The sequence below is a fragment of the Streptomyces sp. NPDC018263 genome (assembly GCF_055562575.1).
The window spans coordinates 439364-452962 of record NZ_JBVHFA010000005.1 but is presented as its reverse complement, the minus strand read 5'-3'; the positions used below and the strand labels follow the sequence as shown (position 1 = coordinate 452962).

Annotated in this window: 8 protein-coding genes; 1 reads left to right on the top strand and 7 read right to left on the bottom strand. The window is 72.7% G+C overall.

Annotation, left to right across the window (positions count from 1 at the left end):
• Nucleotides 1-37 precede the first annotated feature (37 nt).
• Together ACZ3HQ_RS17660 and ACZ3HQ_RS17655 are read right to left on the bottom strand one after the other, a co-directional pair.
• Nucleotides 38-754 carry an HNH endonuclease family protein gene (locus ACZ3HQ_RS17660; protein WP_467511843.1) on the bottom strand — a complete coding sequence of 239 codons (717 nt, stop codon included), beginning with the start codon at nt 752-754 and terminating at the stop codon, nt 38-40.
• A gap of 156 nt (nt 755-910) precedes the next feature.
• Entirely contained in the window at nt 911-1795 is an 885-nt protein-coding gene (locus ACZ3HQ_RS17655; RefSeq protein ID WP_467511841.1) for an SCO6745 family protein, read from the bottom strand.
• 114 nt (nt 1796-1909) lie between these two features.
• Between ACZ3HQ_RS17655 and ACZ3HQ_RS17650 the strand changes: the two genes are divergently transcribed.
• Nucleotides 1910-2500 (top strand): TetR/AcrR family transcriptional regulator, encoded by a 591-nt coding sequence (locus ACZ3HQ_RS17650; protein ID WP_467511839.1) that lies wholly within the window; start codon nt 1910-1912, stop codon nt 2498-2500.
• Between the two features lie 79 nt (nt 2501-2579).
• Here ACZ3HQ_RS17650 and mfd read toward each other — a convergent pair whose 3' ends face one another.
• The 5 genes from mfd to ACZ3HQ_RS17625 all read right to left on the bottom strand — a co-directional run bounded on the left by mfd (nt 2580) and on the right by ACZ3HQ_RS17625 (nt 13599).
• The gene (gene mfd / locus ACZ3HQ_RS17645) at nt 2580-6125 is read right to left on the bottom strand and encodes a transcription-repair coupling factor (protein WP_467511837.1); all 3546 of its coding nucleotides are present in this window, start codon (nt 6123-6125) and stop codon (nt 2580-2582) included.
• A 268-nt stretch (nt 6126-6393) separates the two neighbouring features.
• Entirely contained in the window at nt 6394-8973 is a 2580-nt protein-coding gene (locus ACZ3HQ_RS17640; RefSeq protein WP_467511835.1) for an ABC transporter permease, read from the bottom strand.
• Nucleotides 8970-9758, bottom strand: a complete 789-nt coding sequence (locus ACZ3HQ_RS17635; protein WP_467511833.1) for an ABC transporter ATP-binding protein — start codon at nt 9756-9758, stop codon at nt 8970-8972. The genes ACZ3HQ_RS17640 and ACZ3HQ_RS17635 overlap by 4 nt, the downstream gene beginning before the upstream one ends.
• A 412-nt stretch (nt 9759-10170) precedes the next feature.
• The gene (locus tag ACZ3HQ_RS17630) at nt 10171-11034 is read right to left on the bottom strand and encodes a DivIVA domain-containing protein (protein ID WP_467511831.1); all 864 of its coding nucleotides are present in this window, start codon (nt 11032-11034) and stop codon (nt 10171-10173) included.
• A 183-nt stretch (nt 11035-11217) separates the two neighbouring features.
• Complete coding sequence (locus ACZ3HQ_RS17625; RefSeq protein WP_467511829.1) at nt 11218-13599, bottom strand: SUKH-4 family immunity protein; 2382 nt, start codon at nt 13597-13599, stop codon at nt 11218-11220.

Here is a 13599-nt window from a genome sequence, read left to right as displayed (position 1 = left end):
CGACCGGTCAGGGACGGGCCCGCCGGGCGGCCTCCGCTCAGCGGGCCCGGAAGCGGGACGGGGCGTTGGTGGGGTTGCCGCCGGTGGGGAGTTTCTGGGCGGGGCAGGACGTGAGGATCTTCTTCATCGCGGACTTCTCCGCCGAGGTGACCCAGAGGTCGTACTTCTTCTTCACGGCGACCTGGGCGGCGACATAGGTGCAGCGGTACTTCTTCTCCGGGGGGACCCAGCTCGCGGTGTCGCCGTCGCCCTTGCCGCGGTTGGTGCTCGCGTCGACCGCGATGAGGTTCAGGGGGTCGTTGGCGAGGGCTATGCGCTTGCTGCTGTCCCAGTACTTGGCACCCTTCTGCCAGGCGTCCGAGAGGGCGACGACATGGTCGATGTCGACCAGGCTGCGGCCGCGCCGGTAGGTGACCGTCTTACCCGAGTAGGGGTCGGGCTCCAGTACGCCGTAGGTGACCTTGCACTTGCCTCCGCTGAACTTCACCTCCTTCAGGTCGCGCTTGAGGATGTCGTCACGGGTGTCGCAGGAGTTGGAGTCGGTGTCGGCCCAGGCGCTGCCGAAGCGCTCACGGGAGTAACCGGTCTTCGGTGCCCGGCCCTTGACGTCCAGTGCATCGACGGCGGTCAGGGCGGCGCCGCGTGCGCCAGTCGGCTCCGCACCGGAAGAACCGTTGACCTCTTCGGCCTTGCAGCCCGTCACGGCGGTCATCACGGCCATGGCGGTGACCGCCCCGCCCCACAGACGCTTCACGTGCGCCCCCCTCGTTCGCCCTGGTCCGTCCGCTGACACGCGGGCGGAGAGATCCGCTCTCCACCGTAACGGCCGCGCCGTGCTTGGTGGACAGGAACAGAAGGGGCGTACAGGGTTATTCGGGGCTTTGGGTGTCCGCCGGTTCGCGCGCCTGACTCAGACCTTGCCTATGCCAAGAGTCGACTCGGAGGGCAGCAGGCCGGAGGAGAGGACCGCGACCCAGTGGTCGCCGAGGAGGTCGCCCAGGCGGTCGGCGTCCGTCCGGCCGAGGGACTGCCAAGGGGCTGCGGCGAGACGGTCGGTGTGCTCCTCGACGCGGCGGCGCAGAGCGCGGCCCTCCGGCGTGGCCGTACCGTCCGGCTCCACCAGGCCGCGCGCCGCGAGGCGTTCACGGGCGGCCGCCCACTCCTCCCGGCTCCAGCCCCGGCTCTCGAAGCGTTCGACGGAAGCGGCGCCTATCGCCGCGAAGGACACCAGGGACTCCACGGGATCGAGTCCGGCGACGAGCAGGGCGGACAGGTGGCCGTCGCCCCGGTGTTCCCGCAGGATCGTGGCCGCGTGCCACAACTGGAGGTGCGGGGCCTCGGGCCACGGGAGTTCGGCGTTGGCCGCCGCGAGGGGTCGGCCCTCGGTGCCGGCCGATTCCGCCGCACGGCGGGCCAGAGTGGCAGCCTCGGCCAGGCCCGGCCCGTCGACACCGGCTCCGAGGATGGCTCGGTAGGCGCGGTCGATGCCTCGCAGCCGGGCCGCCAGCACTTCCTGCGGGTCGGCGATGTCCCACACCGCTTCCATGTGCCGGGCGACCATGCGCGGGCTGAAGCTGTAGAAGGCGGAGGCCACCCGCTCGGCGCCGGCCTCCCCCAACGGGGCCGCGCGCAGGGGGAAATACGTGGGCCAGCGGTCCTCGGTGCCGTACCCGAGCGCGGCCATCTCCTCTTCCACCTCGGGTGCGTAGTAGAGCAGCGCGTGGAACGGCTCAAGCAGGTGCCAGAGCTGGCGTACGCGGGCCGTCTCCACCGCTTCCAGTGTCTTCTCGGACATGCCGGTCTCCTCCCCCGGATGCGACCGTCGGCCGGCCGCCTTCGACTTGACACTGACTAGATTGCCGGAGCAGAAAGAACTTGTCAATGACTAGATTCCGCGTATGCTGATTCCATGAGCCCCTCGAACTCCACGTCCGCGGAACGGCGGACGTACCACCACGGCGATCTGCGGCGGGCCGTGCTGTCCGCCGCGCTCGACGTCATCGCCGCCGAAGGCCCCGGTGCCCTGAGCCTGCGCGACCTCGCCCGCCGCGCCGGGGTCTCGCACGCGGCGCCCGCGCACCACTTCAAGGACCGGACCGGACTGCTCACCGCGATAGCCGCCGAGGGGTTCGGCCTGCTCGCGGACACCCTGCGGGACGCTCCCGGCCTGCGCGAGGCCGGCGTGCGGTACGTGCGGTTCGCCCGCGAGCACCCCGCGCATTTCCAGGTGATGTTCAGCCCGGAGCTGCTGCGCGCCGAGGACCTGGAGCTGACCACCGCCCGCGCCCTGGCCGGTGACGCCCTGAGCCGAGCCGTCGCCGGCGTCGACCCCGGCGACCGGGGCCCCGACGCCCGGCTGGCCCAGATGGCCGCCTGGTCCCTGGCCCACGGCTACGCCACGCTGCTCCTCGGCCACAACCTCGACAACCAGATGGGAGAGGAGGACCCGGAGGACACGTTCCGCGCGCTCACCGCGATGCTGTTCCACTCGGCCGGCTGACGCCGGACCCGGGCAGCAGAACGGGCCAGGGGAACGGGCCAGGGGAACCAGCGCTCCCCCGGCCCGCTGAAGACCTCGCTCAGGACCCCAGGATCGACGCCAGGAACTCCCCGACCCAGCCCAGGAGTTCCCGGCCGACCAGCGGCTTGCCGCCGACCTTGGCCGTCTTGGGACGCGGCACCAGCACCTGGTGCGCGGTCGGCTTGATGACCGAGCCCGGATACAGCCGCTTCAGCCGCAGCTCCTGCGACTCGCGCAACTCCACCGGCGCGAAGCGGATGTTGTTGCCCTGGAGGACGATCTCGCCGACCCCGCAGGCCCGCGCCAGCATGCGCAGACCGGCGACGAGCAGCAGGTTCTCCACCGGCTCGGGCAGCTTGCCGTAGCGGTCGGTGAGTTCCTCGCGGACGGCCTTGATGTCGTCCTCCGAGTTGGCGGAGGCGATGGACCGGTACGCCTGGAGGCGCAGCCGCTCGCCCGGCGCGTAGTCGTGCGGGACGTGCGCGTCGACCGGCAGCTCGATCTTGACCTCGAGCGGCGCCTCCTCCACGCCTCCCGCCCCGGGCTCCCCCGTCTCCAACTGCCGCCGGTAGTCGGCCACGGCCTCGCCCACCATGCGCATGTACAGGTCGAAGCCGACGCCCGCGATGTGGCCGGACTGCTCGCCGCCGAGCAGGTTGCCCGCGCCGCGGATCTCCAGGTCCTTCATTGCGACGTACATGCCGGCGCCCATCTCGGTGTGCTGGGCAATGGTGGCGAGCCGTTCGTGCGCGGTCTCGGTGAGCGGCTTCTCCGGCGGGTACAGGAAGTAGGCGTACCCGCGCTCGCGGCCACGACCGACGCGGCCGCGCAACTGGTGCAACTGGGAGAGGCCGAAGTTGTCGCCGCGTTCCACGATCAGGGTGTTGGCGTTGGAGATGTCGATGCCGGACTCCACGATCGTGGTGGAGACCAGGACGTCGAACTTCTTCTCCCAGAAGTCCACCACGACCTGTTCCAGGGCCTGTTCGGACATCTGGCCGTGGGCCGTGGCGATGCGCGCCTCGGGGACGATCTCACGGAGCTTGGCGGCCGCGCGGTCGATGGACTCGACCCGGTTGTGGATGTAGAAGACCTGGCCCTCGCGCAGGAGTTCACGGCGGATGGCGGCTCCGATCTGCCGCTCCTCGTAGGGGCCGACGAAGGTGAGGACCGGGTGGCGCTCCTCGGGCGGGGTGGTGATGGTGGACATCTCGCGGATGCCGGTGACCGCCATCTCCAGGGTGCGCGGGATGGGCGTGGCGGACATGGTGAGGACGTCCACGTTGGCGCGCAGCTTCTTGAGCTGTTCCTTGTGCTCGACGCCGAAGCGCTGTTCCTCGTCGACGATGACCAGGCCGAGGTCCTTGAACTTGGTCTCGGAGGAGAACAGGCGGTGGGTGCCGATGACGATGTCCACCGAGCCGTCCTTGAGCCCTTCCAGGACGGCCTTGGCCTCGGTATCGGTCTGGAAGCGGGAGAGGGCGCGCACGTTGACCGGGAACTGCGAGTACCGCTCGGAGAACGTGCCGAAGTGCTGCTGCACCAGCAGGGTGGTGGGCACCAGGACGGCGACCTGCTTGCCGTCCTGGACGGCCTTGAAGGCGGCGCGGACGGCGATCTCGGTCTTGCCGTAGCCGACGTCGCCGCAGATCAGGCGGTCCATGGGGATCGACTTCTCCATGTCCTCCTTGACCTCGGCGATGGTGGTGAGCTGGTCGGGGGTCTCCGCGTACGGGAAGGCGTCCTCCAGCTCGCGCTGCCAGGGGGTGTCGCCGCCGAAGGCGTGGCCGGGGGCGGCCATGCGGGCGCTGTAGAGCCGGATCAGGTCGGCGGCGATCTCCTTGACGGCCTTCTTGGCGCGCGCCTTGGTCTTCGTCCAGTCGGCGCCGCCCAGGCGGTGCAGGGTGGGGGCCTCGCCGCCGACGTACTTGGTGATCTGCTCCAACTGGTCGGTGGGGATGTACAGCCGGTCGCCGGGCTGGCCGCGCTTGGCGGGGGCGTACTCCACCACCAGGTACTCGCGGGTGGCGCCCTGGACGGTGCGCTGGACCATCTCGATGTAGCGGCCGACGCCGTGCTGCTCGTGGACGATGTAGTCGCCCGATTCGAGGGTGAGCGGGTCGATGGCCTTGCGGCGGCGGGCGGGCATGCGGACGCCCTCGCGGCCGGCGGCCCTCTGCCCGGTCAGGTCGGTCTCGGTGAGGACGGCCAGCTTGAGCGCCGGGTCCACGAAGCCGTGCTCGATCGAGCCGCAGGAGACGTGGACGACGGAGGGGCTCAGCTCGTCGAGGTCGGCGTCCAGCCGGGCCGCGATGCCCTCGCCGCCGAGGACCTCGACGGTGCGGGAGGCCGGGCCGTGGCCCTCGGTGAGGAACACCGTGCGCCAGCCGTCGGAGAGCCAGCCCTTGGTGTCGGCGAGGGCGCGGGCGGTGTCGCCGCGGTAGGTCTCGGGGGCGCGCATGCCGAGCTTGAGGGTGTCGCCGCCCAGCTCCTCGTCGGCGGCGAAGGGCGAGACGGACCACCACATCATGTCCAGCTCGCGGGCTCGGTCCCGTACGTCCGCGATGGACCACAGGGAGGCCGCGCCGACGTCGATGGGCGCCTCGCCCCCGCCCGCGCTGGCCGCCCAGGACGCCTGGAGGAACTCCTGCGAGGTGGCGACGAGGTCGGAGGCGCGGGTACGGACCCGCTCCGGGTCGCAGACGACGGCCATCGCGTTCTTCGGGAGGACGTCCAGGAGCAGTTCCATGTCGTCGACGAGGACGGGGGCGAGGGATTCCATGCCCTCGACCGCGATGCCCTCGGCGATCTTGCCGAGCAGTTCGCCCAGCTCGGGGTGTTCCTCTGCCAGGGCACGCGCGCGGTCGCGCACCTCGTCGGTGAGGAGCAGTTCGCGGCAGGGCGGGGCCCACAGGCCGTGGTCGGCGACCTCCAGGGAGCGCTGGTCGGCGACCTTGAAGTAGCGGATCTCCTCTACGTCGTCGCCCCAGAACTCGATGCGCAGGGGGTGTTCCTCGGTGGGCGGGAACACGTCCAGGATGCCGCCGCGTACGGCGAACTCGCCGCGCTTCTCGACCAGCTCCACGCGCGCGTACGCCGCCGCCGCGAGGGCCTGCACGATCTCGTTCAGGTCGGCGGTCTGGCCGGTGCGCAGGGATACGGGTTCCAGGTCGCCGAGGCCCTTGACCTGCGGCTGGAGCACCGAGCGGACGGGCGCGACGACGACGGAGACGGGGCCGGTCTCGGGGTCGTCGGGGCGGGGGTGGGTCAGGCGGCGCAGGACTGCCAGGCGGCGGCCGACGGTGTCGCTGCGGGGGCTGAGGCGCTCGTGCGGGAGGGTTTCCCAGGAGGGGTACTCCACCACGCCCTCGGGGGGCAGCAGGGAGCGGAGGGCCGCGGCCAGGTCTTCCGCCTCGCGGCCGGTCGCGGTCACGGCGAGTACCGGGCGGGTGGTGTCGCGGGCGAGGGCGGCGATCGCCAGGGGGCGGGCCGCGGGCGGGCCTACGAGGTCGATGTGGGGGCGGTTGCCGTCCGTGGCCGCGGTGATCGCTTCCGCGAGGGCGGGGTCCTTGACGACGGCGTCGAGCAGACCGTGCAGGCTCATGGAGGGGCTTTCCGTCCTGGGGGTGGGAACGCGAATCGCCCGACTCGTCGTACGGGCCGGGGGTCTTCCAGCGTACGACGCGGCGGCTGGCTTGGCGGGGGGCTGTGGATAACGTCTGCTTCCTGGGGGGGCCTGTGCTGCAGGGGGCGTACCAGGCCCGCCCGTCTCGGTTGGCCGAGAAGCGCAGCTTGAAAAGCAACCACCCCGCCGGAAACACGCCGGTGCCGGGAGCCCCCAAGCCCCCGGCACCAGCCCCCCTCGCTGCCCCCTACTCCGTGGCGATAGCGCTCAGCACATTCATCCGCCCCGCCCGGAACGCCGGGATCAGCGCCGCGAACAGGCCCACGAAGGCCGAGGCGACGAAGACCGTGATGATCGTCGGCCAGGGAATGTCCAGCACCTTCAGCCCCTGGAGGGCCAGCAGCTTCTGGGCGGTGGCGCCCCAGCCCATGCCCAGGCCGAGACCGAGCAGCGCGCCGAAGAGGGCGATCACCACCGACTCCAGGCGGATCATGCGGCGGAGCTGGCGGCGGGAGAGGCCGATGGCTCGCATGAGGCCGATCTCGCGGGTGCGTTCCACCACCGAGAGGGCGAGGGTGTTCACCACGCCGAGGACGGCGACGATGATGGCGAGGGCCAGCAGGCCGTAGATCAGGTTGAGGAGCTGGCCGATCTGGTCCTTGAGGGCCTGCTTGTAGTCGGTCTGGTCGCGGACGGTGTACTGCGGGTAGTCGTGCAGGGACGCCTTCAGGGACTTGTACGCGGCGTCCTGCTGACCCTCCTTGGCGGTGGCGAAGAGAAGCAGGTCGAGCGGCATCTTGTCGGCCGGCACGTACTTCTTCGCGGTGGCGATGGAGACGTACATGGCGCCCTTGTCGACCACGACCTCGTCGCTGGTGATCGCGCGGACCGTCAGCTCGGCAGTGCGGCCGTCCTTGAAGGCGACGTCGACCTTGGAGCCCAGTTTGATGCCGTGGTCCTTGGCGAAGCCGGCGAAGACGGACATGGAGTCGGCGCCGTAGGCGTCGGCGAGGTCGCCCTGGACGGTCTTGGTGCGCAGATCCTCGGCATAGGAGGGGTCGGCGGCGTTGAGGGTCTCGTTCCGGGAGACCTTGCCGTCCGGCGTGGTCAGGGTCACCGGGAGGACCTTGTACTCGGTGACCCGCTCCAGCCCCGGCGTGCTCTTGAGGGCGTCGACGGCCTGCGGGGTGATGACGGAGCCGTTGTCGCTCTGGACGATGAAGTCCGCGCCCACCGTCTTGTCGAGCTGGTCGGTGGCGGAGGCCACCATGGACGAGCCGACCACGGAGAGGCAGGCCACGAGGGCGAGGCCGATCATCAGGGCGGCGCCGGTCGCGCCGGTGCGGCGCGGGTTGCGCAGGGCGTTGCGCTCGGCCATGCGGCCGACGGGCCCGAAGACCCTCAGGACGATCGCGCCGAGGACGCGCACCACGCCGGAGGCGAGCAGCGGGCCGATGACCACGAAGCCGATCAGGGTGAGGACGATGCCGAGGCCCAGCCAGGCCGAGCCGGTGGTGGCGTGGTCCTCGGCGGCGGCCGCGGCCAGGCTCGCGGCGCCGGCGCCGGTGAGGACCAGGCCGACGACCGCGCGGATCACACCGGCCCGGGCGTCGGCCGGGGCGCCCGCGTCGCGCAGGGCGGCCATCGGGGAGATCTTGCCCGCGCGGCGGGCCGGCAGATAGGCGGCGAGGACGGTGACGACGACGCCGAGCACCACACCGGCGACCGGGGTGGTCCAGGCGACCGTCAGGTCGTCCGTGGACAGGTGCATGCCGATCTGGCCCATGAGCTTCATCAGGCCGACGGCGATCCCGACCCCGGCGCCCACGCCGAGCACGGAGCCGACGGCGCCGAGCAGCAGGGCCTCGATCAGCACCGACCGGTTGACCTGGCGGCGGGAGGAGCCGATGGCCCGCATCAGGCCGATCTCGCGGGTGCGCTGGGCGACCAGCATCGAGAAGGTGTTGATGATCAAGAAGATGCCGACCAGGAAGGCGATCCCGGCGAAGCCGAGCATGGCGTACCGCATGACGTCGAGGAAGCTCTTCACGTCCTGCTGGTTGGCGTCGGCGACCTCCTTGGCGGTCTGCACCTTGTAGCCGGTGCCGAGGGCGGTGCTCACGTCCCGCTTGAGGCGGGCGTCGGTGACCCCCTGGGCGGCGGTGACGTTGACGTTGGTGAAGACGCCGGTGCGGCCGACCAGGGCCTGCTGGGCGGTCCTGGTGTCCAGGTAGAAGATCGCCGCGCCGGGGTTGGTGACGGTGAAGGTGGCGATGCCGGAGACGCGCGCCCGGTGCGTGCCGACGGCGGTGATGACCCCGATGTCGTCGCCGAGCTTCAGGTGGTGCTTCTTGGCGGTGTCGGCGTCGACCATGATCTGGCCGGACCCCTTGGGCGCCGCACCGGTGGTGATCTTCATGGTGCGGGCGTCGTTGGCGTTCCAGTTGCCGACGATGGTCGGGGCGCCGCTGGTGGGAGACAGCTTCTCCTTGTCGCCGTCGACCACGGTGACCGAGGTGGAGAACACGGTGCCCTCGGCGGACTTCACGCCCGGCGCCCGCTCGATCCTGCCGACGACCGCTGCGGGGAGGACCGGCGGCTTGCCGGTGTCGGAGGTGGTCTCCCCGGTGTCGGAGGCGCCCTTGGCGCTCACCGTGACGTCGGAGGACGTCACCTGGAAGAGCTTGTCGAAGGTGGTGTTCATGGTGTCGGTGAACACCAGGGTGCCGCAGACGAACGCCACCGAGAGCAGGACCGCGATCGCGGAGAGCGCCATCCGGCCCTTGTGCGCCAGGAAGTTGCGCAGCGAGGTCTTCAGGACGGTCATGAGGTGCGCCCCCGCGCGTCGAAGTCCTTCATCCGGTCCAGGACCTGCTCGGCCGTGGGCTTGAGCATCTCGTCCACGATCCGGCCGTCGGCCAGGTAGAGCACGCGGTCGGCGTAGGAGGCGGCGACGGGGTCGTGGGTGACCATGACGATGGTCTGGCCCAGCTCGTCCACCGAGCGGCGCAGGAAGCCGAGGACCTCGGCGCCGGCGCGCGAGTCGAGGTTTCCGGTCGGCTCGTCACCGAAGATGATCTCCGGCCGGGCGGCGAGCGCGCGGGCCACGGCGACGCGCTGCTGCTGGCCGCCGGAGAGCTGGGTGGGCCGGTGCCTGAGCCGGTCCTTGAGCCCGACGGTCTCCACGACCCGGTCCAGCCATGCCTTGTCGGGCTTGCGGCCCGCGATGTCCATGGGCAGCGTGATGTTCTCCAGCGCGTTCAGCGTCGGCAGCAGGTTGAACGCCTGGAAGATGAAGCCGATCCGGTCGCGGCGCAGCCGGGTGAGCTTCTTGTCCTTCAGGCCGGTGATCTCGGTCTCGTCCAGGTAGATCTGACCGCTGGTCACGGTGTCCAGACCGGCGAGGCAGTGCATCAGGGTGGACTTGCCGGACCCGGAGGGGCCCATGATCGCGGTGAACTGGCCGCGGGCGATGTCCACGTCGACGTGGTCGAGGGCGACGACGCGGGTCTCCCCGGCCCCGTAGGACTTCACGACCTGCCGCGCTCGTGCGGCGACGGCCGTAGGCCCTCCAGTGCCCCCGTGCCTGGGAATGGTCACAGCCGATGTCACGGTATGTCTCCTATAACGGGTCGATCGCGGGCACCCTGGATCGCGGTGCGGTGCGGGAGTGAAGTGGTGCGGGCCGGTACGTCCGTGCGCTACGCCTGAAGTCTGGCCGCGACGGGGGGTTGCGCACGCTGGTGCGGGCCCCCGTTTCCCGGGGGGAAATCCCTACCCCCGGGGTTCGGCCTGCCGCCCCCCTGGCGGCATAAAGACAGACTAAGGACGGAGCACACCCGCCCTCGTCCTCCGCGGGGACGAACCCTCCCCGAGCCCTCGTACGGAGATACCCCTAGGGGTACTCCACCGTTGGGTGGAGCCCTTCTCAGGGTCGTGTCCGTCCCCGACCCCGGTCAGCCTCCACCCTTACGCCGCGTCAGGGTCAACCCGTCCCCTACGGGCACCCCGACATGAGCCCCCGTCACCGCGCGGCGGCCCGCCCCGTCAGCTCGGTCAGGCGGTCGCGTACGCGGCTCGTCTGGGCCTGTACGTCGTCCCAGGTGTCGCTGTGTTCGCGCAGGACGCGTTCGGTCTCGCGGGCGGTGCGCTCCGCGTGGAGGCGGGCCCCGGCGAGGATCTCGGCGGCACGCGCGCGTGCCTCGTCCTGGCAGTGCCGCGCCCGGACGGCCGCCTCCTCCAGCGCCCGTCCGGCCGCCGCGAGTCCGGCCTCCGCGCGGGCGGTCCGCTCGGCGAGGCGGGCCTCGGCGGCCGTCTCCCGCTCCGCGTCCGCCCGTTCGGCCGCCGCCCGGCGCTCCGCCCGCTCGGCCTCCAGTACGGCGGGCAGCGCGGCGGCGTGGGCGCGCGCCTCCCGCAGGACCGCGAGCGCCCGCCCGCGCAGTTCCCGCACCTCGCGCCGGGCGCCCACCCGCACCCGGTCCGCCTCGCCGCGCGCCACCAGCAGCAGCCGTGCGCCCTCCTCCTCGGCCTCGGCGCACCGCGCCCGCGCCGCCTCCCGCGCGGCCCGCACGACGCCGGCCGCGTCCTGCTCGGCCCGCGCCGCCTCGTGCCGCGCCTCCTCTTGGGCCGCCTCGCGCACCGCGCGGGCCTCCTCGCGCAGCAGCCCGAAGGCGTACCGGGCGCGCTCGCCGAGGGTGTCGTACTCCTGCGGGGCGAGCCCCGCGGCCGTCTCCCGGAGCCGCGCGGACTCGGTCTCCATCCGCCCGGCCAGCACGGTCAGCCGGGCCGCGCGTTCCCAGGCGGCGTCCCGGTCGCGGGAGAGCGCGGCCAGGAACGCGTCGACCTGGTCGGGACGGTAGCCGCGCGGTGTCCTCGCTGTGCCGCTCACCCTGGGACCCCTCTCCGCCGGGCCTGCCCGACAGGACGATTTCCTGCATATCCTGCCGGTCGGGTCATATCTGTTCATAAACCGACACTCCGCAGACCACACTTGGTCGGCATCAGCCGGAAAACACCCAGGGGCCCCTCACCCGAACCGGTGAAGGGCCCCATGTCTGAGCGGCGGTGCCCGCTAAAGCAGGCCGTCCCACATCTGCTCCAGCAGCACCGACCACCAGCTCTCCGGCGACGCCAGCGCGGCCGGGTCGAGCGCGGCCAACTGGGCCTGGAAGTCGACGGTCCAGCGGGCCGCCTGCTCCTGGTTGAGCCCGTACCGCAGCCGCCACATCCGGCCCAGCAGGGCCAGGCAGCGGGCGAACTCGGGCAGCCCGGAGTTGACGAACTGCGGCGGCACCGGCGCCCCGCCCGGCCCGCTCTCCACCGGCACGGCCACGATGTTCGCGGTGCCGTACTGCACGCAGATCGCCTTGCCGAAGTCCGTGCCCATCACCAGGTAGGACCCCGCGTCCGAGGCCGGGGCCACCCCGCGCTCGGCCGCCAGCTCCGCCAGCGTCGGCACCGGACGGCCCGGCTGGGCCTGCGCCCAGAAGAACGGGCCCATGTCCAGCGGGAGTCCGGCCACCACCAGGGTGTGCGCGACGACCGGCGGCACGCCCTGCCGGGCCACCGCCTGCTGCTCGAACCGGTACACGCCAGGACCGAACACCGCCGCCAGCTCCTGCGCGACCCCCTCCGGCGGGATCGGCGGCACGGGCGGCACCGGCGGCAGCGGCGCCCGCACCGGCGCGGGCCGCGCGGGACCGTCGGCGACCTGGTGCAGCTCGCCCTGATGGGCCAGCAACTCCTGCATGCCCTCCTGCCGGCTCGCATGGTCCGTGCCGTACGGCGCGATGGACGCGATCCGCGCCTGCGGCCACTGCTCCCGGATCATCCGCGCGCAGTACGCGCCCGGCAGTTCGCAGGACTCCAGCTCGGTGTGCAGCTCCAGCACCTGGTCCGGCGGCACGTTCATCGCGCGCAGCTCGTGGAAGATCTGCCATTCCGGGTGCGGGGTGCCGGGCGCGGAACGCCGGATGAGCTGCTGCTCCGAGCCGTCGTGGGCGCGGTAGCGCAGCACGGCCTGGTAGCCGGGGCCCACCATGGGCTGCCCCTGCGGCGGAAACCCGTACGCACCCGGCTGACCCGGCATCGGCCCGGCCGGCGGCGGCATCGCACCGGGCGGCATCGCACCGGGCGGCGGCATCGCACCGGCCGGGGGCGGCATGGCTCCCGGCGGCGGCATGGCACCGGGCGGCGGCATGGGCGCGCCCTGCGGCGGCGGGCCCGCGTGCGGCATCGGCTGCGGCGCGGGCGGCGGGCCGGGCGGCATGCCGGGTACGGGCGGCATGCCCGCCGTCGGCTGGGTGCCGGGCGCGGGAGGCGTGCCGGGGGCGGACGGCGGCGGGGGTACGCCGGGGCCGCCGGGCGAGGGCGGGGACAGCACGGTCTCCGCGTGGTGCACGGCACCGGGCGCTCCGGCGGGCCGGGGCGGGGCCGGGGCGTTCGGCGGCTGCGGTGCGCCCTCCGGCCCGGAGGGGCCGTCGAGCGAGGACACCAGTTGCGTGGGTACGTAGCCCTCGGCGCCCGCGCCCGGAGTGCCGGGGGCGCCCGGCGGATGCGGAGGGGCGTTGCCGCGCGGCTTGCGGGGCGGCGGGGCGGCCTTGCTGGTCGCGGCGTCGGCGATGTCCCCGGCGTGCGGGGGCAGCGGGCGGGCCGGGGCCGGCGGCGTACCGGGGCCCTGGGCAGGCGTCTTGGTGTCGTCCACCGCGGGCGCGACCGCCGTGGGCGGGAGCTGGCTGCCGCCCGACATCAGCGCCGTCTTGGCATCCGGCGCGGCGGCGGGCGGGGGCGGGGTGCCGTCGTGCACCGGCGGCGCGAACACCGTCGCGGGCAGCGGCACCGAACGGTCCTCGCCGTCGCCGTTGGTGTCCGTACCGGCCCACGGGGTGTCCCCGTCCCGGCGCTCCTCCTCCGCGTCGCCCTGGGCGGCGGGCCAGGCGGCCCCGCTGTCCGGGACGGCGGCGGGCGGGGTCGGGATGCCGGCCTGCGTCTGGGCGAGCCCCGGGGAAGAACCCTGAGCCGGGACCGAGGGCGCACCCCGACCGGCCTCCGTGTCCGAACCCTGACGCCGGTCCGGGATGCCCAGCTTGTCCGCGGCCTCCTGCAACCACTCCGGCGGACTCAGCAGGAACGACGTCTGGTTGAGGTCCACCCGCGCGGCGGGCGGCGCCGGCACCGCGTCCTCGACGTCGTCGGGGCGGCCGTACAGCTCCTCGTACCGGCGGATGACCTCGCCCACCGGCAGCGCGGGCCACAGCGTGGCCTCGCCGCTGTCCCGCGCGATGACCAGCCGCTGGCCGCCCGCGTCGGAACGCGGGCCGTCGGCCCGGTCCTCGCCCCACACCACGAACCCGAGGTCGAACTCCCGCACCCGCACCTCCCGGTGCTGGTACGCCGGGACGTCCCCGTTGATCCACTCCTCGCCGCGCTCCTGCGCGCGCGCAAACGTCACCAT

What these genes read in the sequence shown, in the direction of transcription:
- ACZ3HQ_RS17655 (WP_467511841.1), bottom strand. Translation starts at nt 1,795, where the DNA reads ATGTCCGAGAAGACACTGGAAGCGGTGGAGACGGCCCGCGTACGCCAG.
- ACZ3HQ_RS17650 (WP_467511839.1), top strand. Translation starts at nt 1,910, where the DNA reads ATGAGCCCCTCGAACTCCACGTCCGCGGAACGGCGGACGTACCACCAC.
- mfd (WP_467511837.1), bottom strand. Translation starts at nt 6,125, where the DNA reads ATGAGCCTGCACGGTCTGCTCGACGCCGTCGTCAAGGACCCCGCCCTC.
- ACZ3HQ_RS17640 (WP_467511835.1), bottom strand. Translation starts at nt 8,973, where the DNA reads ATGACCGTCCTGAAGACCTCGCTGCGCAACTTCCTGGCGCACAAGGGC.
- ACZ3HQ_RS17625 (WP_467511829.1), bottom strand. Translation starts at nt 13,599, where the DNA reads ATGGTGACGTTTGCGCGCGCGCAGGAGCGCGGCGAGGAGTGGATCAAC.